This window comes from Leptospira semungkisensis (genome assembly GCF_004770055.1).
GTDB classification, from domain to species: Bacteria; Spirochaetota; Leptospiria; order Leptospirales; family Leptospiraceae; genus Leptospira_B; species Leptospira_B semungkisensis.
Window position 1 is genome coordinate 236,036 of the sequence record NZ_RQEP01000010.1, and the last position, 25,218, is coordinate 261,253.

Genomic DNA, 25,218 nt, shown 5'->3' on the forward strand with positions numbered 1-25,218 from the left:
CCAAAAATGATCATGGAGTGATAACGACAGGTAGGATGCCGATCACTGCACCAACAGGAATACCGATTTCCGGCGAAGCCGAGTTCACGCTATGAATAATAGAACAATTTCCTGTACCTAAAAATCGAAAGGTTGCACTTTGTGCGGAAAAGTTCGTGGATTCTGAAAAGTCCATTATTGTAGAATTGTCATCACTTGGTGCAGGACAACCACTGGGAGTTAAAGAAAGCTCGAGAAGTGAATCAGGATCGTTTATCCAAGAAGAAGGAATTGGGATCTTTATCGACGCAGTATAACTCTGATACGCAAACTCTGCCATCGTTAAAGTTGTCGGATTGAAATCTAAAAGAGAAGAACCGGCAACCAAACCTAATAAGGCTGCCGCCTTCTCAGACGAATCGTTTTTCTTGCTATCGGACAAGCCGATTAATTCTCTACCTACATCCGTTCCCGTTAAAACGAGACCGCAATTAAAGGTAAACGACGTTATAATAGCGTAAGCGATCATTGCGATAAATTTCGCAGCAAAGTGATGTAAAGTTCGCATGCAATCTGTTAAACAATAAATTTACCGAAAAGGCAAGCCTTAAAAGAAAGATCAATAGAATGCCAAGCCAATAACTGAACCAAACTCTCTTCTGCCCTGCTGAGTAAAATAGGTATCCTTCGCCCTTTGGAGAACATAATATAAGAAATTCTTCATTTTATCTCCGAAATCCTAAGTTCATACCGATCCTAATACCATGCAGCTTATTCCCTGTAATACTTGTTCTCATACCGATTTCAGATCCCTCTTTTCCAAGGCCAGTCCGCAGGGAGAAGTGTTTTCTATCGTAGAATGCAAACATTGCAAATTAGTCCAAGTAAACCCGCAACCATCCCTTGAGGAAGTCTCCAAATACTACGAAGACTCTTACTTCACCCAGAGAACGGATAGAGGATACGATAATTATTATTCGGAAGAAACGAAGAAGGAAATCGCAAGAGTATTCGGCCTGAACTTGCAGGACCTAGGCTTCTTCAAATGGGAAAGAATGATGAGCGGAGAAAGATCCGCTTTAGACGTGGGATGTGCCGCCGGATATTTTCTGGATTATCTCAAGGGAAGAGGCTGGAAGACGAAGGGCCTGGACATAGCAAGCGGACCGGTCCGTTTCGCAAAAGAAACCTTGGGCTTAGATGTGGAGCAAAAAGATTTTCTGACCTGGGACTTGGAAGGAAAAGAGAAATTCGATCTGGTCACATTGTGGGCAAGTATAGAACACCTTCACCAACCCAAGGAAACACTTCAAAAAATTCTAATGCATCTCAAGCCAGGAGGAAGAATGATCCTCTCCACTTGCAGGTACGGAGTGCTTGCTAAATATCTAGGCCCAAAATGGAGATATCTGAACGTTCCGGAACATCTCTATTACTATAGTCTTCCTGGAATCATCTCTCTAGGCAATGAACTAGGGTATATTCCCTTAGCTCATATTTCTTACGGAAGCGGACTCACCGCAAAGAAGGGAGCAGGAGCATTTTATAAAACTGCTAAGAAATTCGCGGATTGGGCAGTAAAGAAATTCGATCAGGGAGATATGATGGCAGTCTGTTTCGGGATCAGTAAATAGGCAAATCGGAGAATTGAGCCGCTTCAACTAATAACATTACTATCTGCTAATCGTCTTAGACTTAGCTCGATTTAATTATCAGTTAGGGAGTTACTTTACTGTAACGGTTACAGTTCCCAAACTTGTGTTATTAAGACTGCTATCAGGAGCGCTATCAATATTATGTTGGATCGTTCCCGAACCAGGCTTTAATCCTGCACTTACAGTATTAGTAAATGTAATAGGATATCCCTGATCATCCGCAACATTAAAACTAAATAGACTCATGTCAGATAATGCGCCAGGAATAGTTAGGCTTACATTTATAGTTCCATGCAGCCCTGTAAGAGGCCATTTGGAAAACACGATATCGTAGGAGCCTGTATTCCCAGCTTGAATCGAAAGATGCGAAGCAGAAAATTTTGCAAGACCGCTTCCACCCCCGCTAATTCCCAAAGCCGCCAATAGCTCGCTACTACTAGTACTACTATTATTTTGCTGAGCGGCTTCTTCTGTCTGTTGGTATGTTAAGGCGGCGCCACAATTTAATGCAGCAAGGATGGCTACAAGGAGACTAGCTTTTTTAAAAAGAAATACCATTGTCGATTTATTAACACTGATTATTAAATTCAAATTTCGCATCCCTTTGAGAAGAGAATAACATGAGTAATACTCTTCTCAAGTCCGTTTTTCTAATTTCAAAATAAAGTATAGAAATTTCTTGAATAGATCTATTAAGATCTCCCATGAACGAGGGAGGTCTTAATAGATTAGATAGAATTATACAAATCCTTATCTATCCCTATCCTTCGGAGAATCCTTAACGTGAATCACCTTGGTCGCAAAGATTACCTTATACACTTCCTTCTTAGAAAGGCTGGATTCCTGCTTTTGACCGTTTGAATCGTCTATCTCTAATTTCAGAGAGTCTACATCTTGGCCGATGACTCGAGCCTCCATGATCTTTCCGGTTCTTAAGATAATCGTACTATAATTCTTGCCTGCATGTTCTGCTGGACTTGTCTTCTCTAAATATTTACGAAGACCTTCTTCCAATTCTTTTTCGGTCTTAGCGAATAATTCTTGGCGCGCCCTTTCTCTTTCATCTTCGAAGAACTTGTCGTAATCATCCTTATGCACAAAACGAGTGCCTAGATCACATTCCGAAACATATACACGATAGAATACTACAGAAGAGAAGAATCCTGTTACCAGATTCAGTCCGCCTTGCCACCAATTGACTTTATTCTCCGAAAAGTATACGATCCCTGGTTTTTGATCAAACTTAGGTTGTTCATTCAGATTTAATAATCCGTAGAATACGAACCAACGAGTATAAGGCTGCAATTCAGAACATGGTTTACTGCCTGATGCCAAACCCAACTTATCAGGCTCGGAGAACTCGACTCGCTTATCAAGAGTGCAATGAGAAAAAGAGAATAATAAAAAAGTGATTAATAAAAAGAGAGAATAGGCTTTTTGCTTAATAACGTTTGGCAACATAAGTCATGTTCAAAACCAAACAATTCAGGCTGCAAATCATTTTCCTACTTGGCGATTTTTTTTGGACTGGAATAGGAAACTTTATGATTCTTTCCACTAGAAGAAGCGATCGGCCAGGCAAGGTTCTTCTTAGCAGGTTTCTCTTTTAGTAATCTTACGATAAAGTAACAAGGAAAGACAATCGCTAAGAATAAGAACAAATAACGGGGCAACAAGCTTTCTAATATCGATTCTCTAAAGATCCCGATAGACCTTGCCTCATTTTCTGGAACCTTATTTCTATAATCTGGACCGTATTCGTACGCATATACCTTCAATTTTAAACCACGCCAGACTCTCTCGATAGGATTCAATCTACTTTCAAACGCAGATTCAGAACTCATACGATCCAATTTCAGAACACTTCCTAACATAGCGCTGATCAGAAAGATACAAAACGGTATACCTACAAGAAGTAGAAAGAGAGAAGAAGGTCGCGAAGACTTTGTACTCACTTGAACGAGTGATTTCTTATATTTTTTATGATGATGTTTCATTCGAGTCTTCTTGGATGAGATGTTTGCTTTTTCGAAAGCTTCTCACTGATCTCATTCTTAAGTTCTGTCTTGTTTTTTCCCGATTTGCTACTCTCTAGTATCGATCTAAATTCCTTGCTTTTCCAAGGAGTTTTTCCAGAATTCCTGAGAATTCAAACATGCGACATATTCGATTTCTTCCATTATTGCTACTCCTCTCCTGTACTACCGTTGGATTTCATAGGGAAAGTGTCCGGGAAACCTACGATTACGGTAAGACGAAAACAATCCGGGTATGCGTTTGGAAGGACGTGAATGTTTCTCCGGAAAGAATGAATACTCTATTCGAATCTTGGAACCAAGAACTAAGCCTGTATCGTTTACAGGCGAAAGTTGCCAAGGTGCAAGACTGGCAAAGACCGGGATTGACTAGCAATGATATCATGAAGGAACTCTTTCAAGCCCCCTTGCCTCCCGACTGCGATCGTATTCTCGCACTCGCTGGGGTCCAATTCTCCGATATCCTGTATGAATTCGCTTCATATATACTCGCATTGTTTTTCATTCCTACCTTCGAAGTATTAGGAGCAGTAGACAGTTATACAGGAACCAGAGGATTTATCTTGGCTCATACCGCTTCCTTAGGATCTCTACTATATGGAGGAGCGCCGCATACGATTGTTCATGAAGGATATCATCTCCTGGGTTGCGGACACGCATTCTTTCTTTCGGAATGTTACACTAAGATCAGAGACTTAAAACTAGCTTCCGAAAAAGAAGAAGCATTCTTTCCTGCGGCATTGCAAAAGGGAGGCTTCTTGTATTCTCAGAAAGATGTGAACCTTATCTTTTTAGGACAATGATCCTACTATTTTCCGAATCTTTCTTTTAGGAGAACGACACTTTGGAAACCTGGAAGAATGAGTTCCATTTCCGGAGAAAATAGACCTTCTTCCAAATTTAGCGAAGAGACTTTAGGTTATATTTACGCTCTTGCCGGAACAGTTCTCTTTTCCTCCAAAGGTGTAATCGTAAAACTAGTTTATAAATTTGGAATAGACTCTGTGACCACTCTGGCACTCAGAATGTCGTTCGCCATTCCATTCTTCGCGTACGTTCTGTACCAAGAAAATCGAAAACAAGTCTCTCAACCGATTTCTAGAAAGGACTACTCGATCGTAGTATTTTTAGCTTTCATGGGATACTATCTTGCGAGCTTCTTTGATTTTTGGGGATTGGAATATCTATCCGCCTCTATCGAAAGACTGGTGCTATTTACATATCCTGCGTTAGTTCTTCTTTTAAGTTTTATTTTTCTAAGAAAGAAGATCCACAAGATAGAGATCTATTCTGTTGCCTTGACCTATTCAGGGATCTTACTCGCTTTTTTGCCGGACGCGGAATCGCAAGGACAATCGGTTTGGATCGGAGGAATGCTTGTATTTCTCTCCGCACTTGCGTATGCAATTTATCTGATCGGTAGCGGACAGATGATCCCGAAACTGGGCTCCAAAAAATTTACGGCGTTACTCATGCTTTGGTCCGGAGCATTTGTGCTCATCCACTTCTTCATAAAGAAGGATGCGAGCCTTCTTTTTCAACAAAGATGGGAAGTTTATGCTTATGGTTTTGCACTCGGACTCTTGACAACCGTGCTTCCGGCGTTCTTGACCACAGCAGGAATACAAAGGATCGGCTCGAACAAGGCATCCATTGCAGGAAGCGTAGGTCCTGTATTTACTTTATTCTTGGCTTCTTTTCTTTTAGGAGAAAAGATCACTTGGGAAAATTTAGCGGGAACAGCAATCGTTCTTTCAGGAGTATTCCTATTAGGAAGAAAGAAGCAGACGATCGCATCCTGATCTTTTACGCTTCGAATTCTACGATCGCCTGGATTCCTTTGTCGTTCTGTATTTGGAACCTTCCTCTCAATTGCTTGGAGAGTATTTGAACCAGAGTGAATCCAATTGTCCTAGGCGTACTCCAGATCTTCCAATCTTCGAAACCTTCTCCAAAATCTTGGATCTTCAGTCGAAATGTACCGTTGTTTCTTTCAAAACTGATAAATATCTCCGGGCTATTCTTTTCTTTGGATCCGTGAATGACTGCGTTAGACACTAGTTCGCTAAAGATCAAGGCGAGAGGGATTGCCTTTTCAATATTCAAACGAATACATTGCATGTCGTTTTGTATTTTCAGATTGGGAATACGATTTCTTTCGCGGATCCTAGCCAAGATCCCCGCCCCTACTTCGGAGAATACGATCTCGTTATAATTTTCTTCCTTATAAATTGCATTCTGCACTTCGGAGATGGAAAGCATTCTTCTATGGAATTCTTGCAATATCTTAGAGGCTTCCCCGTTATCTTGGCTATGCATTTCCACCAAGCCGGAAAGTACCTGCATATTGTTGCGAACTCTATGATGGATTTCCTTAATCAGATTATCTTTTTCTTCAGATTGCCCATAAAGAAGTTTAACGATCAGGATCGCAATACATGAGAACATGCAATGCAGCATGATCCTATCGACGAACACAAGAGTTTGAAATTCTCCTTTGGTATAAAGCCAGTACGCTTCTATCAGCAAGCACACAAGACAGTAAAGACTAACGAGTAGAGTCTTTTTGATATCGGTAAAATATAAGAAGAGAAGAATAAGAATAGCGACTGCATACGAACGCGCGTCCGTTTTGATCCCGATGACGATACCCATTGTCAGAGCAAGAACACAACTTCCAAGAGTAATATTGACTGCCCAGTTATACCTTTTACTGTAAACGAGAATCAAGGAAAGAATGCACGAGAAACTCACCAGAGTAAATCCCGGACGGAATTTAGGAAGACTAAAAATGATCACGATCACAGAGGTTGCTAAAAGAAAAGCATTTAGAAAAAAGAGATGCTTTGCTCGGATGCGGGTCAGATAATCCGAATTAATATAAAGACGGTCTATTTTCTCAAACACTAGTTAACCCGTAATATCCAAGACCAGCATTGCCATATCATCCCCGAAAACTCCTTCGGAGAACTCGAAAACATCCGAAACAACCTGATCCAAATATTCATCCAAAGAATGTAACTCTTTGTGCTGAGCAAGGATCTCTTGGAATCCGGGAAGATCCAATATTCTTCCTTCTTCGTTAAAGACCTCGTACATCCCATCGGAATAAAAAATCAGTCTATCACCTTTTTCTAATTTAATGGACTCGTTGAAGTATTCGATAGAATCAAAGATCAAAAGAGGAAGATTCATCCCTTTTAGTTCTATCTTTTCTTCACCTCTGAACAAAACGATAGGAGGATGTCCTGCATAGGAATACACCATCTTCTTTTCCAGCGGAAAGAAGCGGGCCCAAACGGCAGCGATATGATGCTCGACCACCATCGGCTTCAGATCTCGAACGAATTGCTGGATTCCCTCCGCAGGAGAAAGTCCTGTTCTCGCATGATGTCTAAAGGATAACACTGCCATTCCGGAAACCATTGCGGAAGAGATCCCATGTCCAGAAACATCTCCGAATAGAATGTCGATTACTCCGGTTTCGTGTTGGATGTACGTGATAATATCCCCGCCCACTTTTTCGAAAGGCCTGAAATAACTATCTATTTTATAAAAAGGTGATGAAGGAAATTCTCTGGATACGAGAGATCTCTGAGTCAATCGAGCAAGCTCCAGATCATGATTCATTCTCTCATAGAAATCATTCAGATCCGCTTCTCTCTTCTTTCGATCGAATGCAAGAACGATCAGGTCTCCGACCAAGCGAAGAATATAAATATCCTCATCTGTCCAAAGCTTCTGATTCTTTACGGAATCGAAGCCCACGAATCCGAATTCTTCTTCTCCAGAAGAAAGTCCTACAACAAGAAGAGATCGAGTTCCCCTTCTTTCCAAAAGATTGCGAAGAGTAGCATGGCTGTCCGGAATACCTTCCAGAGCTTCGTAGATTAGGTGTCCCTTATTTCGGATCGTATCATAATCCGTCTTTGGAAACGTTTCTATGGGAAGGTTTTGTAAAAGATGCATCCTAGGTTCCACATCAGGAGCGCACCATTCATTCGTATTAGAAATTGTTAAACCTGCATGAGTGTACAAGAATACGAAGGCACGATCCGCACCGCAGAACTTTCCCAGTTCTTGCAGGCTAAAATTCACTGCTTCGTTCGTATTTCCGGGTTCTACACTTAAAAAGTTGCGGGAGAGTTTGGTAAGAAGACTTTCTAAGGCAATGGTTCTCTTGAGACGGGACTCTGCCGCGCGAATAGAGGTCACATCCTTTTGCACTCCCCATGCGCGGATCAGAAAACCATCCTCCACGACTCCTAGAGCCGTGCTTAGGAAAAACTTTCTCTTTCCTCTCTTATCTATTTCTTCTGACTCTGCATCATGAGTCTTGTAACCGGAACGTATAAATTCCTCGATGCCTAGAACATTCAGCCTGTTAGTCGGGCTTACAATTTCTTTGAGAAGGAGTCCCTTTAATTCTGAGGCAGTATGAAACCCGTAGATACGGGCCATAGTATCATTGCAATGGGTCAGCCTAGCAGTTTCGTACAATAAACGACACTGCTCTTCTAAAGGAAGAGATATATCCAACGGAGAATCCAGTTCATAACACCAGATACCTTCCGGAGCTCGACGAAAATATCCATCAACTCGGTCGATCTCTTCGAACCGGCTTTTAAAATCCAATTCCATCCCGCCTGGTCCTTGCCATTTTCTATTTTATCGGCTTAGAAAATCGGGGAATTTCCCCGCTTTTTATTTTCTCCCAAGCCTTTTTTGTCCGGGTGATTCCTTATATTTGTATCCAGGAACCTTAAGGAGGGCCAATGAAAACCGAACATAGAAACACAATCAACCAAGAAAAAATATCCGCTCTGGCAGAGATGCTGGCTGACAAACTCATTGAGGAAATCCGCAAAAGAGCTTTAGAAAGACACGAAAATTTCCCAAAAGAAGCGGCTTAATCCGCGTGGGAAGAGTAAAAACCGATTGCCAAAGGATTATTCCCGTCTGAGACTTCCGCAAGTCGGAGGCGGGAATGTCCCAAGGCAATCTTTTCAGCGCTCGTCGCAGTATACTAATTCTAATCGCAGGTTTCTTCTTATTCCTAACCAATTCATGCGGATACAATACGATCCAGATCGAGGATGAAAAGGTGAAGGCTGCTTGGTCCGAGGTATTAAATGTGTACCAAAGAAGGGCAGACCTAATACCAAACTTGGTCAATACCGTTAAGGGATACGCTGCCCAAGAGAAGGAAGTTTTAACGGAAGTTACAAAGGCCAGAGCCAGCGTGGGCTCCGTGCAAGCTACACCCGAAGTATTAAATAATCCTGAATTATTCGCAAAGTTCAACCAAGCCCAAGGCCAGATGACCTCGGCTCTTTCTAGACTGATGGTCGTGGTGGAAAAATATCCGGATCTGAAATCCAATCAAAACTTCTTGGATCTACAGGCTCAATTAGAAGGAACTGAAAATCGGATCGCAGTCGCGAGAAACAGATACATCCAATCTGTCGAAGAATACAATATTACAGTTCGAACTTTTCCGAATGTGATTACTGCAAAGATCTTCGGCTACGGAGTGAAACCTAATTTTACGGTGGAGAATGAGAAAGAGATCTCTAAACCTCCTCAAGTTCAGTTCTAAGTTCTTGCAATTTCCATGAAACGATTTTGGTTTCTTCTACTCTTCTGTGTTTGGGCGGCTCCATTACTTGCCGATCCAATCCCTATTCCTAAGCTATCTCATAGGGTCACCGATCTTACAGGAACATTAACTGAAGAAGAAGATCAATCCTTAGAGACAAAGCTCACGGAATTCGAGCAGAAGAAGGGAAGCCAAATCGTATTGCTGATCATTCCCACAACGGGAGAAGAAACTATAGAGCAGTATTCTATCCGTGTCGCAGAGGAATGGAAGATAGGAAGAAAGAGCATCGCAGACGGAGTCGTTTTTCTAGTCGCTAAAGACGATAGAAAGATGAGATTCGAGATAGGAAGAGGCTTAGAAGGAGCCATTCCAGATGTTCTGAGCAAAAGGGTCCAAATAGAATACGTTAGACCTCTTTTCAAAGAAGGAAAGTATTACGAGGGGATAGACCAAGGGATCGACAAGATCCTTTCTCTCATCGACGGAGAACCTCTACCGGAGCCGACTCATACTACCTTTCAAGGTTCTTCTTCTAATTCGGACGAGGATTCCTTAGGCAATTATTTCTGGGTCCTGATAGGGATTGCGATCTTTATCGGATTCTTCTTAAGAAGATTATTCAGCCCAGTACAAGCAGGGATCGCGACTGCAGCCGGTTATTTTGCCGGAGGATTTTTAGGACTCTCCTTAGAAGCGTTACTTCCAATCCTAGTCATATTCTTTATCATTGCTTGGGTGGCATACGCAGCTGCTAAGAGTTCCGGTGGAGGCGGAGGTTGGTCTGGGGGAAGTTCCTGGAGTTCCTTCGGCGGTGGAGGAGGATCCTGGGGATCTTCGTCAGGAGATTCCTTTAGCGGAGGCGGAGGAGATTTTGGTGGAGGCGGGTCCTCTTCGGACTGGTAAATGATTATGGCTCGCGAATCTTCTATGATAACTAGACTCTTTCAAAACTTCTGGGCCGGACTCAGGGATTCCTTTCGGATCGGAGACTGGCATCTATCAGGTTTTAGTTTATTACGAAAATATTTTAGTTCCAAGGACTTAAAAGAGATCAAGTCCGCAGTCACGAATTCTGAAAAATCCCATAGAGGAGAAATCAGAATAGCGATCGAAACCAAGCTTTCTATCTATCAGATCCTGTCTAAAAAGACCGCAAAAGAAAGATCTGTAGAAATGTTCTCCTTCTTAAGAGTTTGGGATACCGAAGAAAACACAGGAATACTGATCTATCTTCTTCTCTCCGAAAAGAAAATACGCATTTTAGCGGATCGAGGGATTTATAAGAAGATCGGACAGGCTCGATTGGATGCAATCTCTCAAAAGATCGGATCAGGATTCAAATCTGGAAAATCAAAGGATGCAATGTTGGAAGGAATTTCCGAACTGACTACGGATCTAAAGAAACATTTTCCTTCTCATGGAAAGAATCCGAACGAACTGCCGGATGATCCTTATATCCGTTAATTCAAACTTGCCAAGCGGTATCGTCTACCATCCGCAAGACGTCTATTTAAATAAGAATATTAGAAACTTCTAATCTTATTCACCATGGAATAAAGACCGTTTCTGCGACTCATAGAAAGGTGTTTGTCCAGGCCAATCTCTTTCAGAAAATCCAAGGAAGCGGAGCTGATCTCCTCTCTGGTCCTTCCGGAAAACACTCGTAGCAATAAGGCAATCATCCCTTTCGTGATCGCTGAATCGCTATCTGCTTGGATAAATAGTTTGCCTTCTTTTTCTTCTGGGACTACCCAGACCCTAGATTGGCATCCAGGGACCAGCCTATCTTCTGTTTTTAGTTCGGAGGACAAAGGAGGAAGTTCGTCCCCTATCTCGATCAACATTTGATAACGCTCTTCCCAATCGGCAGCTTCCGAAAATTCTTCTATGATCTCCTTTTGAGCGTCTTCCAGGCTAGACATTTGAATCCTCTACGGCGTTTCTTCTACGCTAAAAAGAAGGCCTCACAGGTAAAACAAAATTACCCGAATACTTGCGAAACGGAAAACGTTTGTAAATGGTGGTCCTCGGGATCCTGACCGTGTTTAACCTGATTGACGCTGTTTTCTTTTTATCAACGCTTGCGATCGTCCTGGGTGTAGGCTTCTACGCGGGTAGAAAAGAAGAATCTGGAGAGGATTATTTCTTAGGGGGGCGCTCTCTTCCCTGGTGGGGAGTGGCAGGTTCCTTGTTCGGGACGAATGTATCCGCCAATCATCTTGTGGGAATGTTAGGCATAGGCTTCTCCGTTGGCTTTGCTCAAAGCCATTATATGTGGGGAGCCATTCCAGCTTTATTACTTCTTTCTTATGTATTTCTTCCTCTCTACCGTAGGAGGAAGATCTTTACTCTTTCTCAATTCTTAGGAGATAGATACGGAGAAAAATCCAAACTTCTTTATTCTGGGATTGTGCTCGTTCTTATTTCGATCCAATTGGCGGCAGGCTTGTACATCGGATCTCGTTCCCTTCTTCCCTTTTGGAAAGACTTAGGCTGGAACGGAATCGGTTATGTAGAAGGCGTGCTTCTTTTAGGATTCCTATCTACCGTCTACACTTGGTTTGGTGGCCTAAAAGCAGTCGTCTACACTGACGTGATCCAATCGGTGCTCATTCTTTTTGCAGGATTACTTCTCGCTTATCTTACCATCCATCATCCTGCAGTCGGAGGTTGGGAAGGACTTTGGCTAAAAGAAAGTTTAGTCCAAGCTTCCGATAGAAGAATGGATCTGTTCCTTTCGTCGGACCATTCCTCTTTGCCGTGGACAGGGGCATTGACTGGATTATTTTTTCTGCATATATTCTACTGGGGGACCAATCAATACGTTGTGCAAAGAACTCTGGGAGCTTCCAGCTTAAGAGAAGCGAGAGCCGGAATTCTGGGAGACGGCTTCTTAACTCTTATCATTCCATTCTTCACGGTATTAACTGGAGTAGCCGCCTATCATCTTTGGAATTCTATAGAAGGGGTCGAAGGCATAGATCCCGACGAGGCTTTTTCAAAACTCGTATCCATAGTGATCCCGGGAGGTTACGGCTTCGGAGGAGTAATTCTCGCAGGATTATTAGGAGCTATTTTCTCTTCCGTGGATTCTCTTTTGAACTCTGGCTCCACCCTTTTCACTTTAGATTTTTATCCTAAGTTCAGAAAAACTCCATTTGCCCGAAGACATTTGGGAGAAGAAATTACAGATAAAGAAACAGTCCAGGTAGGAAGATGGTTTTTGCTCTTCTTTTCCGGGATCACAATTTTACTCGCACTCCTTATATACACTCCGAATTCAAAAGGAAATTTCTTTTTAGAGATTTCCGGCCAGAGCGCTCATTTCACTTTGGGACTTCTTTCCGTTTTCTTAGTAGGGGCATTCTGGAAAAAATCCAATGGGACAGCTGCCTGGATCACGATCCTTCTCTGCCCGATCCTCTCAATTCTACTTCCCAAAATATATTCTATTTTTATTATATATTTTCCGGCATTGGAAATCTCTTTCGGAAAGAATTTAAACTTTCTGCATAGAGTGTTTGTCGTCAGTTTATTCGGGATATCGATCCAGATCCTCTTAAGCCTGTTCTTCCCCCAAGAAAAAAGATCGGGAGAAAGAGGCCTTAGAGTGTCTTTCTCAAAGAAGACTGTTTGGCTCGGTATTTTCTTCTTGTTTGGAATCGTAGGGATCATCTCCCTCCGAGCTACAGAGCTCTTGGGTCCTTCGGGATCGGCTTGGACTTCTGCGATTTTTTCCTTTTTCTTCTTCTTAGGAATCTCCATCGCAAAGGCGAAGAAATTTCCTCCCGCGTTTAGGACCCGCGCCTTTTTCAGGAATGATATTTGGATCGCCGGACTTCTAATCTCAGCGACCCTTTGGTTATACTTTATATTTTCTTAATCCTTTTTGGATCTGCGGTTCCTAATATACTTAAATAAGAAGAAGCCCCCGACCGCAAGGATCACGAAAGGAATACTGTAGATTGCGAGCACGATCAGTCTCAAAAAAAGCTCAACCAGATCCGTAAATACGTCCCTGAAGTTGGGCACATTCACTCCTTTCGGTTTTTCCGGTCCGTCCAAACGAATGCTGATTTTTGCCCATTGCACTCGGTCTAAGATTTTCCATTTTTCGAATTCTGCGCTATCTGCTGCATCTTCGGATTGTCCGAGCAGCTCTTCTGCTTCTACAGCTGCCTTGGAAGGAAGACGGGAAGTAAGCTCTCCCCTTCTCGCAGTCCTAATCTTTTCTCTTCGAGCATGGATCTGTTCCAACTCGAATGCTTCCGTATGATCCTCTACTTGGATATTCTCATGAGTAAGAGTTCCTATCTTATCCAATTCCAAAAGCACTTGATAAAGGTCGGAAGACTTAACGTGTAGTACAGCGGTCATGGTGGAAGAAGACGTATCGTCGTAATTGTCAAAGTTCGTACTCTGTACGAATCCATACTTGTCGGAAAGCTGGAGCAGAAATCTTCGGGCGGCGCCGAAGTCCTTTGTCTGAAAGGCAAGATCTACTTTATATTCTAATAATCTTCCGATCTTTAATGTTCCAATCTTGGAAGAAACAAAAGGCTTGAATTGTCCCGGAGTCCCGTCGGCGTCCTTGCCGGTCTTTACATCCGCCACATCTTCCTTTGCTTGGTAAACTGCAGAAGGTGTGGGTGCGCTTTTCTTCGATGCTTCCTCGCCTGCAAAGCCTTGGGCATCGCTCTGCTTTTCCCCCTTGCATGTGAGCAACATAGATAAAAGAAAAAGAAAGATCAGGGATTTTTTCATTTGTTTCTCCTAAGTATCCTTGGATCCGATCGATGGATCGTAATATAGCTTCTTCTTAGAAACAAATTGACCGGCCTTTCTTTCCCGATTTTCGCAAAAATCTGGATATCTGCTGCTTCTCTCACCGGATATTCGTATGAATTCGACTTAAACTCTAAATCATTCTGGTTTGAAACAGACTGATTCGGGGTTCAAGGCACAGGTTGTCCTACGCCGGCCTCCAGGATCTCAAACCATTCTTCTTTCGTAAGTTGTACTTCAAATGCTCTTGCTGCGGATCGAATTCTAGAAGGCTCATTCGTTCCCAATACAGGTATGAGTTTGGTCGGATGAAGAAGAAGCCAAGCATACAGGATCGCGTCGGGAGATATGCCTTTCTTCTTTGCTAAGGATTGCAAAGTATTATTGACTGCGATCTCTCTTTCCGTTTTTGGATGAAAGATCCGGCCTCCTGCAGTAGGGGACCAAACCATCGGCCTGAATCTCAACTCTTGCGCTTGTTCGAAGATCCCATTTATCAATGCGTCGGAAAATAGAGGATGGAATTCCACCTGATTCGTTACCAAGGGGAAATCCAATCTGGACTGTAATAATCGAAATTGAGAAGGAGTAAAATTCGAGACCCCGAAATGTAGAACCTTTCCTTGTTCCTTTAGTTTTCGAAATCCTTCTGCAGTAGAGTCAGCGTCCATGAACGGATCCGGTCTATGGATCAAAAGTAGATCGATCTTATCCGTTCTTAGTTTCTTAAGAGAAGCCTCTGCGGATTGGATCACATAGTCTTTGCTTGTATCATAATATTTTAAAGATACACCCGCACGATTCGGCCCCGGAAGCTGGATACCGCATTTTGTGATTACCTTGATCTTATCTTTGATGCCTGGCTTGGACTGCAATGCGAGTCCGAATTTCTCCTCGTTCCCGTAATCACCATATATATCTGCATGATCAAAACTGTGAATTCCAAGCTCCAAACATACTTCTATTTTTTCTAATATTCTTTCCTGACCGGATCCATTCGGATCAGAATGCAATCTCCAACATCCGTAGACGATCCTTGAAAGAGAAGGTCCTCCCTCTTGTAGATCTATAGAAGGGATCATTTTCTTACTCCAGTTGTGAGAGGTGTCACCGGTTCGATGCTTGGAATCCTGCCTTGGGCTCTAGGCAGAGATACTGTTTGGATATGAGGAAGCACCTTCTCCGCAAAGATCTTGCACTCATCGATCAGAGGATAACCTGAAAGAATAAAGGCACGGATTCCCATCTTGATATACCTGTTGATCTTTTCCAATACTTGCTCTGGAGTTCCTACGATTGCGGAACCGCAACCGGATCTGGCAAGCCCGATCCCGGACCAGATGTAAGGCTCTATGAATAGATCCGACCCTGCATTCTTGCGAAGCTCGTCCTGTCTTTGAACTCCTGCTGAGTTGGAATCAAGAGCTCTATGCTTGATCTCTTCTGCTCTTTGCAAGTCCAACTTGGACATCAGTTTTCGAGTTGCCTCTCTTGCTTCCTCTTCCGTGTCGCGAACGATCACGTGGATCCTTAGGCCAAAATCTATTTTTCTTTTAGCAAGTGCTGCCCTTCTGCTCAGGTCGGCCATGGTCTCAGATAATCTCTCTTCTGTTTCCGGCCACATTAGAAAAACATCACAGTACTCGGCACATAGTTGGCGTGCATCTTCCGAGATGCCGCCGAAATACAAGAGTGGTCCTCCGTTTGTTTGATAGGATTTAACAGGATCCGAATCTAGTTTAAATTTATAAAATTTTCCTTCAAAATCGATCTGATCCCTAGTCCAAGATTGCCTCAAGATCTCTATAACTTCCTTGGAGATCTGGTATCTTTCCTTCGAATCTCGAACTGTTCCAGGTAAATCAGATGAAATAATGTTAATATTCAACCTTCCCTTTAACATGTGATCCAAAGTGGATAACGTCCTGGCAAGCATGGGAGGATGGATTTCTCCACAGCGAATCGCTGTCAAAAGAGAGATATTTGTGGTAAACTGAGAAGCCGCGGCCGCAAAAGCCAAAGTATCCTGTCCCACTTGATAAGAAGAAGGAAGAAGAATATTCTGAAATCCTAAACGATCAGCCAATCGAATGATATCCGCACAATGTTCGAAACTAGAGCGCAGTTTCGGATCGGGAACACCTAAGTATTCATAGTCTCCGTTGCAGAGATCGCAAAACCATGCCATCTCCACTTTTGGATCTTCAGAACGAATTTCAATGGAAGTCATAAGATGCATTTTATCCGCTCGGACTCCGGATCAAGGCTGATTTATCTCGTAGAAACGAAAAGGCTTGCGTTTAGTAGCTTTAGTTTTAAAAAAGTTTCATCTTTTGAGAGGAAAACTTTTATGAAAGCGAGTGTTGCTTCTAAATCGGGAAAATCTAAAATGAAAAAAGTTTCTCCTAACAAAACTAAGCCGAAAGGCTTAGGTCGGGTCGAAAGATCTTTCTTTCCTGGAAAGGAATTACCCCGCATCTATACTCCAGGAGATACTGAGGCTCTTGAACCTGATTTCTTGCCAGCTTGGATCTCCAAGAATAAAAAGTCGGTAGATCAGGATCTTCTAGAATACGGAGCAATATTATTCAGAGGCTTCTCGGTCTCTTCTTCCCAAGAATTCGAAGATACCGCTTTGAGCTTGGATAAGAATTTAAAAACGGATTATTTAGGCACTTCTCCCAGAAATCGTATTACAAAATTTGTACATACTGCAAGTGAGCTTCCTCCTCACTATCCGATCATGCAACACGCAGAAATGAGCTTCTTAGATCGACCTCCTCGCAAACTCATGTTCTTCTGCGCACTCGCGCCGAATGAGAATGGAGAAACTCCTCTTACTGATCTCAGAAAAGTATACGAGGAATTGGAGCCGGATCTTCTGAAAAAATTCGAATCTAAGGGAGTGAAGTACATCCGCAAGTACGACGGTCCGAACGCTTCCCGTTATAGTCTCTGGAAGACGAAACGCTGGGATGAAATGTTCTCCACCACTAAGAAGAAAGAAGTAGAAAAGATCGCGGCTAAGCAACGTTTCCAAGTAGATTGGTTAGAAGGAGACGGACTCAAGCTTACGAACAAACAAGTTGCTGTCAGAGTACATCCTCAGGCAAAAACGAAAGCATGGCACAATCATAGCCAAGTCTTTCATCCCGATGCAGCAAGAGTAGAATATTCTAAAATTCTAAAACACCAAGGAAATATACGAAGCCTGATCCTTGCAGGAGTTCTACAATTGCTTACATTTCTCAAAAAGAAATTAGTAGAGACACAGGACTTAGATACGAACGTCGTCTTCGGAGATGGAACACCGATCAGCACAGGCGAACTCAAGAAAGTCAACGAGGTCTTCTGGAAGAATCTCTCCGTATTTTCTTGGCAAAAGGGAGACGTGCTATTGATCGACAATTATTCAGTCTCCCACGGTAGGCTCCCTTTCTCCGGGCCGAGAGAAATCTTAGTTACCTGGACGGATTGAAGAATGCAGGATTTTGATCTAGTTCGTTTAAATTTCAGTCCGAGTAGTCTCTTCCTACTGAATATCTGCCTTGGATTGATCATGTATGGGATCTCTCTCGAACTCACGATTGCGGATTTCACAAATCTAAAGAAGCAACCCAAGGCAGCATTCATCGGATTATTTTCCCAATTGGTTCTTTTGCCTGCGGTCACAGTCGGATTACTGTATATCTTAAAACCTCATCCCGGTTTGGCATTGGGAATGATTTTAGTTGCAGCCTGTCCGGGCGGGAATATGTCGAATTTCATCACCTTGCTCGCTAAGGGGAATGTGCCTCTTTCCATTTCTCTTACTGCAACTACGACTGTGCTTGCGTGGTTCTTTACTCCTTTCAATTTCTTCTTTTGGGGAAGGCTCTATTCTCCTGCAGCTGATCGATTGAAAGAGATCAGTTTGAATCCATTAGATCTATTCCTTTCCATTTTTCTAATATTGCTTCTCCCTTTGCTTTTAGGAGCGCTCACAAATAAATTCTCGCCTAAACTATCCAGTGTCCTAAAGAAACCGTTACGAATTGGCTCTACAGTCTTACTCGGAATCTTTATCCTCTTGGCTCTGATCGGAAACTGGAAATCTTTTCTGCAATACGGACCCATCTTATTCTGGTTGGTCCTATTGCATAACGGCTCCGCATTGACTGTAGGATATCTTGCTTCTTGGATCGGAGGCCTTGCTCAAAAAGAGCGAAAGACAATCGCATTAGAGACAGGTCTTCAAAACTCGGGTCTCGGACTCATACTGATCTTCACATTCTTCCAAGGATTGGGCTCCATGGCACTCATCGCAGCCTGGTGGGGAGTTTGGCATTTGATCAGCGGACTCACACTCGCAGGCATTTGGGGAAGAGAAAAAGTCTCCCAAGAATCCACTTAAGTTCACGGATAAAGTCAAACCTGAGTTCAGAAGACCTACATGCGGGCAAAATCTCATAGACAAAGAAGTGTAAGATGAGCGTAGCAAAATCCATTCTTTCTTTCTGGTTCGAATTCTCGAGCACCTATTCGTATTTGAGCGTCGGCAGGATCAAGTCCGTATGTGAGAAAGAAGGAATCGAATTCGAATGGAAGCCTTTTCTACTCGGACCTATTTTTAAGGAACAGGGGATGTCCGATTCTCCATTTAATATATATCCCGCCAAAGGAAAATATATGTGGAGGGATATAGAAAGAAAAACCGAGAAGTACGGATTGCCCTTTCGCAAACCGGACATTTTTCCTCGGAATGGATTGAAAGCCGCAAGAATAACGACTGCTTTCTTGGATCAACCTTGGATCGAGACATTCATTTTAGAAATTTATAAATTAGAGTTTTCTCAAAATGTAGACATATCCGATAAGACTGCGCTTTCCGATTTACTAAATTCCCTAGGACAGAATGCAGAAGAGGTCCTTCTTCTTTCCGAATCTACGGAGAATAAGGAACTCCTTCGTAAAAATACGGAAGAAGCTTCTAAACTCGGCATCTTTGGTGCGCCGAGCTTTATTGCAAATGGAGAACTATTCTGGGGAGACGATCGCTTAGAAGACGCAATCGAATTCTTAAAAAGAGTCTGAGCGAATCACTGAATCTTCAAGCTCGTAAGGGACACGGAACTTTGAATGATATCGTTATAAAAGCTGATCTCTTCCTTCTCTTCTGCGAGAGCCATTGCGTATAGCATAGGAAGATAATGTTCAGGAGTCGGGATCGCCATCTGCACCGCAGTTCCCAAAGTTTGGTAGGCGGATAAGCTCTTTACGTCTCTCTTTTGGATCAGATCTTTAAAAGTCTCATTCGCAGACAATGCCCAGTCCTGTGCGTGCTCTTGGTTCTTCCAGTCATAAAGCCGCAAGTTATGCACCATGTCTCCACTACCTACGATCAGCACGCCTTCTTCTCTTAATTTAGAAAGAGACTTTGCGAATTCATAATGCCAAGAAGCAGGCTTGGTTGCATCTAAACTCAATTGTAAAACAGGAATATTTGCCTTAGGGTACATATTTCTAAGAACACTCCAGGTTCCATGATCCAAACCCCATTCATAATCTAGGTGAATCTGCCCTTGTTCATTCTTAGAGATCTTCTCTGCAAGTTTCGGATCTCCCGGAACAGGATATCGCACGTTAAACAGCTCTTGCGGAAAACCGTAGAAATCATGGATCGTAGGAGGAAACTCCATCGCAGTCACATATTGACCTCGAGTAAACCAGTGAGCGGAAATACATAGAATCGCATTAGGCTCCGGAAAATCTTTCACGCTATCCGCCCATGCAGTCGCAAACTCATTTGGACCAAGAGCATTCATAGGACTTCCATGACCTACGAAGAATACCGGTAGCTTTTCCATTTTTCTTTCTCCCTGTTTTCCTTCTAAAATTTTCCGAAGTCCGAGTCCGCCGAGGAGAAGTCCTCCGGCACCGAACAAGAATCCTTTTCTAGAGAGAAGGTTTAGTCTATTAGAAATCTTGAGTTTATTCACAGATTGCCTTCTCTTTCTTTCTTAGACGAGTTGTAACATAATTAATTACAAGATATTTTTCTTTTCGAAAATAAAACAGAAGGAAAGGTTATTGAGAGAAGGATCAGTTTCCTTTGTACAGTTCGAAGATCTTAGGACGAATCCTGGATTTGGAAAAATGCTGATTGGATACGATCTTTCCTTTTCTCAGTTTCTTCTGCTCGGAAACAGGCAGAGAGATAATGGATTTGCATTCTTCGGAACAACATCCGGAGAATTTTTCCGAACAAGATTCGCATTGGATGAACAGAATATGACAGCCTGGATTTGCACAATTCACATGTCGATCCGACTTATTATTGCATTGATGACATTCACTGAGTATCTCTTGACCAATTGCTTCTTGGAGTCTTCCATCAAACACGAAATTCTTTCCCTTGAACTTGGACTCCAGGCCCTTCTCCTTAACTTCAGAAGCGTAGGAAATGATCCCTCCATGTAGTTGATACACATTATGAAATCCATGATGTTTCAAATAAGCGGAAGCTTTCTCGCAACGAATTCCTCCGGTGCAATACATTACGATTTCCTTATCCTTCTTGTCCTGAAGAAGATCCACGATCAAAGGCAACTCTTCTCGAAAGGTATCCGATTGAGGAAGGATTGCTCCTTCGAAATGACCTATCTCCGACTCGTAATGATTTCGAACGTCCACAAGCACTGTATTAGGGGATCCCAATTTATGGTTAAACTCTTCTGCATTCAAATGAGTTCCCACATTGGCAACGTCAAAGCTATCTTCTTCCAAACCATCCGCTACGATCTTGCTTCGGACCCGAATATCCAATTTCAGAAAAGAAGGAGAATTCTCTTCCAAGGCAATCTTGAAAGGAACATTTTTAAACTCAGGAATGGAATCGATAGAATCTCTAAAAGACTGAAAATTATGCTCTGGCACACAAAGCTGGGCATTGATCCCTTCTCTCGCGATATAGATTCTACCCAATACGCCTAGATCATCCCAGTTTCTATATAATGCATTTCTAAGAGCCTGAGGATCTTCCAAGATCACATATTTATAAAAAGAAACGGTTGTGCGACGGAATGTCTCCGATTCTAACTTCTTGCGGAGGATATCCTTGCTATAAATATTATGAAGCGGTTTGCGTTTCATTACTAAAGCGACTCTTCTAAAAATAGGATTTGGCGGAACTTTTCTCTGGCAAGCCCAAAAACTTGGGAGTTCCTACATAAAACCGAAAGCTTTCTCCCTCCTTCTATAATGCTTGCCATTTTAGAAATGCAAGAAGATGACTTTTCTCATGCCTAAGGCAAGCCTTCCGAAAACAAGACCAGTATCCAAATCCAAGTTCCCGGGAGAAGGTTCCAGCTCCCAAGAAGTTCTCCAGGAAATCCGCTCCTTTGCGGACCCTAAAAAGGTCTCCATTCTTTCCAGCTTCTTCAAGACAGGAAAGGGACAATACGGAGAAGGAGATATATTCCTCGGGATCCAAGTGCCTCCTCTTAGAAAGCTTTCCAAAAAATACAGAGGACTTCCTCTTTCCGAACTCCAAAAAATCGTAAGTTCCAAATACCATGAGGAAAGATTAGCTGGCTTCTTCATTCTATGTGAAACATTCCAAAAATCAGAAGAACCGTACCGCAAGAAACTGCATCAGTTCTATCTTAAAAACTTAAAATACGTGAACAACTGGGATCTTGTGGACCTAAGCGCCAGAGAAATGATAGGAGACTATCTCATAGATAAGGACAGGAGCCTTCTATTCAAGCTCGCAAAATCCAAGGATCTCTGGGAGAAGAGGATAGCGATCATCGCTACGTACGCATTCATCAGACAAGGAGACTTTTCGGATACATTTAAGATCTCTGAAATACTATTACATGATAAGGAAGATCTGATCCACAAAGCTGTCGGCTGGATGTTAAGAGAAGCGGGCAATCGGAACCTAAAAGCAGAGACCGAATTCTTAGATAAACATGCTCACGTTATGCCTAGAACCATGCTTAGATATGCGATCGAAAAGTTTCCGGACAAGTTAAAGAAGAAATATATGCTAGCAGGCAAGAGTTAAGGCGTTCTTTAATGCTATGCACCTAAGGCTGCCCTGAATTCATGGAAGAAACGACTCATTCAGAGCTGAAGTCTACTTAGTCCCTAAGGACTCACGAAACCCCTAAGATCCAAGCTCGCCCGCCTCCTAAAGCCCCAAAAAACGCATATTAGGCAAAAGTAACAGTCGATCCCGGAGATATTCGTGAAACCCAAAAAAACATTCCAAGACCTGGATCTATCCGACGAGATCCTAAAGGCAATCCAAGATTTAGGATTCCAAGAACCTTCTAATATACAATCCGAAGCAATTCCTCTCATTCTTAGCGGAAGAGATGTGATCGGCCATTCCAGAACAGGAACAGGAAAGACTGCAGCATTCGCAATCCCAGGCTTAGAAATCCTGGAAGAAGAAGACAGAAAACCTCAGATCCTAGTACTCTGCCCTACTCGTGAACTCGTAGTCCAAGTAGCAGAAGAGTTCAGAAAATTAGGAAAATATAAAGAAGATCTATCCGTTGCAGCGATTTACGGCGGAGAAGATATCAGCAAACAATTCAAGGCCCTCAAGAAGCATCCTCAAGTGATCGTTGGTACTCCAGGTAGAACCATGGATCATATGAGAAGAAAGACTCTCAACCTAAGTGCCGTTCGAATGGTAATCTTAGATGAGGCCGATGAAATGTTGGACATGGGATTCTTGGAGGATATGGAAACAATTTTATCCGAAGTTCCAGAAGAAAGACAAACAATTCTATTCTCCGCAACTCTTTCTGCCAAGGTAATGGGGATCACAAAGAGATTTTTGGATTCTCCAAAGACAGTGGACGTAACCGGCGGAAAAGCGGATCGTCCTAAGATTCAACAGATCTATTACGAGATCAGAGAAGGCGTAAAGACGGAGGCATTGATCCGACTCCTAAGCCTCCATTCCCCAAAAGTAGCATTAGTTTTTTGTAATACAAAAGCAAGAGTGGACGAACTGGTAGAAGTCTTGAAATCCAAAGGAGTGTTTGCCGAAGGATTGCACGGAGACCTTTCTCAAAAGCAAAGAGACAAGGTAATGTCCGGCTTCCGAACAGGGATCGTAAGCGTCCTAGTGGCAACCGATGTGGCGGGAAGAGGAATAGACGTAAGCGACGTAGAGGCAGTCTTCAATTTTGATATTCCCAGAGACTCGGAAGATTATGTTCACAGGATCGGAAGAACAGGACGTGCCGGAAGAAAAGGGATCGCTCTCAGTTTCGTTTCCGGAAGAGAACTTCGCACCTTGCATAGGATCCAAGACCAACACGGATTCGAAATGGAAGCAGGAAAGATACCTAACGTATACGAACTGAATGAGAAAAGATTCCAAGGATTCGCACATATAGTAAAAGAAGTAGCTGAAGAGGGAGATCTGACTGAATATTCCAAGATAGTCAAGAAACTCACCTCAGACGGGATTCCTTCAGATGACCTGGCCGCTGCATTATTCAAATTGGCACTGGGAACTAGTTCCGACAAATTCGATGAGACTGTTCGATTCGATCAGGATCACTCAGGAAATCGAGACAGAGATCGCTCCGGAAATAGGGACTTCAAGGGAAAGAACCGAAAAGACGGCAGAAAACCGGATCACAAATCCAAACGATTCGATCCACGCAAAAAAGGAAACAGCGGCCCTCCTCATAAAAAACGCAAACGCTAAGCAAATTTGTCCGGGCTCCTCATAAAATGGAAATCCTGTCTAGGAAATGGATTTCCTGGAATCGAGTAGGTTCCAAAAAGGAGGAAGAATGGAATTTGCAATCGTACTGTTAACCGGACTCTTAATCGGGTTCGGGTTAGCCTTTTTCATAGCCAAGGCCTTGTATTCCAAGGAGTCGGGGATCAATCCCGGCGAACATGAAAAGCTGAAGTTGGATAAAGCGGGGCTCATCGCGTCCGAACAAAGATCCAAGGAAAGGATCTCTCAATTAGAGAAAGAAGTCAAAGAAGGTTCCGAGAAAATGGAGAAGGCCATCGGCTTTTATCAATCCATGAAGAAGGAATCGGATCTTCTAAAAGAGAGACTAGAAAACCAAAAGAAAGAATTTGAAGAGCTCATGTCCAAGCTGGATGAGAAATTCAAGCACGCGGCAAACCAGGCTCTCTTGGATAATTCCCAAAAATTCAATCTACAGACCCAGGAAAAACTTACGGATCTACTCAGACCTTTCAAGGATGAGATAGAAAAATTCGGAGTCAAGGTAGAGCAGTCGCATAAAGAGCATAAAGACGATACCGCGAATCTGAAGGCTCAGATCAATAATCTATTAGAAATGAATAAAACACTTTCTGAAGATGCAAAGAGTCTTGCCTCAGCATTAAAAGGAAACTCCAAGACACAAGGTGATTGGGGAGAAGGGATCTTAGAGAATATACTTCAGAATAGCGGACTCGTCAAAGGAAGAGAATACACATCCCAGGAATCCGTGCAAACAGAAGACGGAAGACTTCGTCCGGATATAGTAGTCAAACTTCCTTCCGGAAAATCCATAGTCATCGATTCCAAGGTATCTTTAACAGCTTACGTAGAATACGCCGCTGCAGAAACGGAAGAGGCTCGAAAGGCAGCCTTACAAAAGCATTTGAAAAGTCTCTACGATCATGTCACCGGACTGTACAAGAAAAACTACCAGTCTCTTTACGGAATCGAATCTTTGGATTTCGTTCTCATGTTCCTACCTGTAGAACCTTCTTACTATGAAGCTGTCAGAACAGATCCTAAATTTTTAGAAGAAGCGTACGCCAAGAACATACTGATCGTAACTCCTTCCACATTGATGGTCTCATTGAAAATGGTAGCCAATCTTTGGAGAAAGGAAAAGCAGAACAAGAACTCGGAACAGATCGCAGAAGAATCCGGTAAAATGTACGATAAGATCGTAGAAGTGGTCACCGCATTAGAAGTTCTAGGCAAATCCTTAGACAAGTCCAAAGACAATTACGACGCCGTATTAGGAAAACTGAAATCAGGAAGAGGCAATCTTCTCACTAGAGCGGAGAATATCCGAAAGTTAGGGGCCAAAGTACGAAAATCATTGGATTCTATTTCGGAAGAAGATACAAACGAAATGGAAGAAACACTCTTCCTAAACGGAGAATAAGA

Annotated in this window: 26 protein-coding genes; 14 read left to right on the forward strand and 12 right to left on the reverse strand. The window is 42.7% G+C overall.

Features of this window, described 5'->3' with window-relative positions; genetic code table 11:
• Nucleotides 1-10: 10 nt before the first annotated feature.
• Nucleotides 11-508, reverse strand: coding sequence for a hypothetical protein (locus tag EHO59_RS08660; RefSeq protein WP_135586909.1), 498 nt, complete (start codon nt 506-508; stop codon nt 11-13).
• A gap of 235 nt (nt 509-743) precedes the next feature.
• Between EHO59_RS08660 and EHO59_RS08665 the strand changes: the two genes are divergently transcribed.
• Complete coding sequence (locus EHO59_RS08665) at nt 744-1,613, forward strand: class I SAM-dependent methyltransferase (protein WP_135586911.1); 870 nt, start codon at nt 744-746, stop codon at nt 1,611-1,613.
• 90 nt (nt 1,614-1,703) lie between these two features.
• Here the strand turns inward: EHO59_RS08665 and EHO59_RS08670 are convergent, their stop codons facing one another.
• From EHO59_RS08670 to EHO59_RS08680, 3 genes are all read right to left on the reverse strand, one after another.
• On the reverse strand, nt 1,704-2,225 hold the full coding sequence (locus EHO59_RS08670) for a hypothetical protein (protein WP_135586913.1): 522 nt from the start codon (nt 2,223-2,225) through the stop codon (nt 1,704-1,706).
• Between the two features lie 159 nt (nt 2,226-2,384).
• Nucleotides 2,385-3,095, reverse strand: a complete 711-nt coding sequence (locus tag EHO59_RS08675; protein ID WP_135586915.1) for an LIC_13076 family protein — start codon at nt 3,093-3,095, stop codon at nt 2,385-2,387.
• Between the two features lie 44 nt (nt 3,096-3,139).
• Complete coding sequence (locus EHO59_RS08680) at nt 3,140-3,631, reverse strand: hypothetical protein (RefSeq protein WP_135586917.1); 492 nt, start codon at nt 3,629-3,631, stop codon at nt 3,140-3,142.
• A gap of 158 nt (nt 3,632-3,789) precedes the next feature.
• Between EHO59_RS08680 and EHO59_RS08685 the strand changes: the two genes are divergently transcribed.
• Nucleotides 3,790-4,473, forward strand: coding sequence for a hypothetical protein (locus EHO59_RS08685; RefSeq protein ID WP_135586919.1), 684 nt, complete (start codon nt 3,790-3,792; stop codon nt 4,471-4,473).
• A gap of 57 nt (nt 4,474-4,530) precedes the next feature.
• Nucleotides 4,531-5,472 carry a DMT family transporter gene (locus tag EHO59_RS08690; protein WP_135586921.1) on the forward strand — a complete coding sequence of 314 codons (942 nt, stop codon included), beginning with the start codon at nt 4,531-4,533 and terminating at the stop codon, nt 5,470-5,472.
• A 4-nt stretch (nt 5,473-5,476) separates the two neighbouring features.
• Here the strand turns inward: EHO59_RS08690 and EHO59_RS08695 are convergent, their stop codons facing one another.
• Both EHO59_RS08695 and EHO59_RS08700 read right to left on the reverse strand, forming a co-directional pair.
• Nucleotides 5,477-6,577 carry a sensor histidine kinase gene (locus EHO59_RS08695; protein WP_135586923.1) on the reverse strand — a complete coding sequence of 367 codons (1,101 nt, stop codon included), beginning with the start codon at nt 6,575-6,577 and terminating at the stop codon, nt 5,477-5,479.
• A gap of 3 nt (nt 6,578-6,580) precedes the next feature.
• The gene (locus EHO59_RS08700; protein WP_135586925.1) at nt 6,581-8,311 is read right to left on the reverse strand and encodes a SpoIIE family protein phosphatase; all 1,731 of its coding nucleotides are present in this window, start codon (nt 8,309-8,311) and stop codon (nt 6,581-6,583) included.
• Nucleotides 8,312-8,445: 134 nt separating this feature from the next.
• Between EHO59_RS08700 and EHO59_RS18180 the strand changes: the two genes are divergently transcribed.
• The 4 genes from EHO59_RS18180 to EHO59_RS08715 all read left to right on the forward strand — a co-directional run bounded on the left by EHO59_RS18180 (nt 8,446) and on the right by EHO59_RS08715 (nt 10,736).
• Nucleotides 8,446-8,583, forward strand: a complete 138-nt coding sequence (locus tag EHO59_RS18180; RefSeq protein ID WP_167882089.1) for a hypothetical protein — start codon at nt 8,446-8,448, stop codon at nt 8,581-8,583.
• A gap of 74 nt (nt 8,584-8,657) precedes the next feature.
• On the forward strand, nt 8,658-9,269 hold the full coding sequence (locus EHO59_RS08705) for a LemA family protein (RefSeq protein ID WP_135586927.1): 612 nt from the start codon (nt 8,658-8,660) through the stop codon (nt 9,267-9,269).
• Between the two features lie 15 nt (nt 9,270-9,284).
• Nucleotides 9,285-10,175, forward strand: a complete 891-nt coding sequence (locus tag EHO59_RS08710; RefSeq protein ID WP_135586929.1) for a TPM domain-containing protein — start codon at nt 9,285-9,287, stop codon at nt 10,173-10,175.
• The gene (locus tag EHO59_RS08715; protein WP_342776313.1) at nt 10,176-10,736 is read left to right on the forward strand and encodes a TPM domain-containing protein; all 561 of its coding nucleotides are present in this window, start codon (nt 10,176-10,178) and stop codon (nt 10,734-10,736) included.
• Nucleotides 10,737-10,795: 59 nt separating this feature from the next.
• Here the strand turns inward: EHO59_RS08715 and EHO59_RS08720 are convergent, their stop codons facing one another.
• Nucleotides 10,796-11,194 (reverse strand): SufE family protein, encoded by a 399-nt coding sequence (locus EHO59_RS08720; protein WP_135586933.1) that lies wholly within the window; start codon nt 11,192-11,194, stop codon nt 10,796-10,798.
• Between the two features lie 95 nt (nt 11,195-11,289).
• On the opposite strand from EHO59_RS08720, the gene EHO59_RS08725 reads away from it, so the two are divergent.
• Entirely contained in the window at nt 11,290-13,155 is a 1,866-nt protein-coding gene (locus tag EHO59_RS08725; RefSeq protein WP_135586935.1) for an SLC5 family protein, read from the forward strand.
• Here EHO59_RS08725 and EHO59_RS08730 read toward each other — a convergent pair.
• The 3 genes from EHO59_RS08730 to EHO59_RS08740 form a co-directional block, all read right to left on the reverse strand.
• Complete coding sequence (locus EHO59_RS08730) at nt 13,152-14,036, reverse strand: DUF4349 domain-containing protein (RefSeq protein ID WP_135586937.1); 885 nt, start codon at nt 14,034-14,036, stop codon at nt 13,152-13,154. The two genes, EHO59_RS08725 and EHO59_RS08730, sit on opposite strands and share 4 nt — an antisense overlap.
• Before the next feature lie 191 nt (nt 14,037-14,227).
• Nucleotides 14,228-15,139: an aldo/keto reductase gene (locus EHO59_RS08735; RefSeq protein ID WP_135586939.1), complete on the reverse strand. Its 912-nt coding sequence runs from the start codon at nt 15,137-15,139 to the stop codon at nt 14,228-14,230.
• Nucleotides 15,136-16,287 carry an LLM class flavin-dependent oxidoreductase gene (locus tag EHO59_RS08740; protein WP_246052764.1) on the reverse strand — a complete coding sequence of 384 codons (1,152 nt, stop codon included), beginning with the start codon at nt 16,285-16,287 and terminating at the stop codon, nt 15,136-15,138. Before EHO59_RS08740 ends, EHO59_RS08735 begins: the two co-directional genes overlap by 4 nt.
• A gap of 120 nt (nt 16,288-16,407) precedes the next feature.
• Here EHO59_RS08740 and EHO59_RS08745 point away from each other — a divergent pair, with 120 nt between their 5' ends.
• The 3 genes from EHO59_RS08745 to EHO59_RS08755 all read left to right on the forward strand — a co-directional run bounded on the left by EHO59_RS08745 (nt 16,408) and on the right by EHO59_RS08755 (nt 19,130).
• Entirely contained in the window at nt 16,408-17,535 is a 1,128-nt protein-coding gene (locus tag EHO59_RS08745) for a TauD/TfdA family dioxygenase (RefSeq protein WP_135586943.1), read from the forward strand.
• Nucleotides 17,536-17,538: 3 nt separating this feature from the next.
• The gene (locus tag EHO59_RS08750) at nt 17,539-18,450 is read left to right on the forward strand and encodes a bile acid:sodium symporter family protein (RefSeq protein ID WP_135586945.1); all 912 of its coding nucleotides are present in this window, start codon (nt 17,539-17,541) and stop codon (nt 18,448-18,450) included.
• Between the two features lie 74 nt (nt 18,451-18,524).
• The gene (locus EHO59_RS08755; protein ID WP_135586947.1) at nt 18,525-19,130 is read left to right on the forward strand and encodes a 2-hydroxychromene-2-carboxylate isomerase; all 606 of its coding nucleotides are present in this window, start codon (nt 18,525-18,527) and stop codon (nt 19,128-19,130) included.
• A 5-nt stretch (nt 19,131-19,135) separates the two neighbouring features.
• Here EHO59_RS08755 and ygiD read toward each other — a convergent pair whose 3' ends face one another.
• Both ygiD and trhO read right to left on the reverse strand, forming a co-directional pair.
• Nucleotides 19,136-20,035, reverse strand: a complete 900-nt coding sequence (ygiD, locus tag EHO59_RS08760) for a 4,5-DOPA-extradiol-dioxygenase (RefSeq protein WP_246052766.1) — start codon at nt 20,033-20,035, stop codon at nt 19,136-19,138.
• Nucleotides 20,036-20,138: 103 nt separating this feature from the next.
• Nucleotides 20,139-21,188 carry an oxygen-dependent tRNA uridine(34) hydroxylase TrhO gene (trhO, locus tag EHO59_RS08765; RefSeq protein WP_135586949.1) on the reverse strand — a complete coding sequence of 350 codons (1,050 nt, stop codon included), beginning with the start codon at nt 21,186-21,188 and terminating at the stop codon, nt 20,139-20,141.
• Between the two features lie 148 nt (nt 21,189-21,336).
• On the opposite strand from trhO, the gene EHO59_RS08770 reads away from it, so the two are divergent.
• The 3 genes from EHO59_RS08770 to EHO59_RS08780 all read left to right on the forward strand — a co-directional run bounded on the left by EHO59_RS08770 (nt 21,337) and on the right by EHO59_RS08780 (nt 25,216).
• Nucleotides 21,337-22,107, forward strand: coding sequence for a DNA alkylation repair protein (locus EHO59_RS08770; RefSeq protein WP_135586951.1), 771 nt, complete (start codon nt 21,337-21,339; stop codon nt 22,105-22,107).
• A 183-nt stretch (nt 22,108-22,290) separates the two neighbouring features.
• Nucleotides 22,291-23,775 carry a DEAD/DEAH box helicase gene (locus EHO59_RS08775; protein WP_135586952.1) on the forward strand — a complete coding sequence of 495 codons (1,485 nt, stop codon included), beginning with the start codon at nt 22,291-22,293 and terminating at the stop codon, nt 23,773-23,775.
• A gap of 46 nt (nt 23,776-23,821) precedes the next feature.
• Entirely contained in the window at nt 23,822-25,216 is a 1,395-nt protein-coding gene (locus EHO59_RS08780) for a DNA recombination protein RmuC (protein WP_246052768.1), read from the forward strand.
• Nucleotides 25,217-25,218 lie beyond the last annotated feature (2 nt).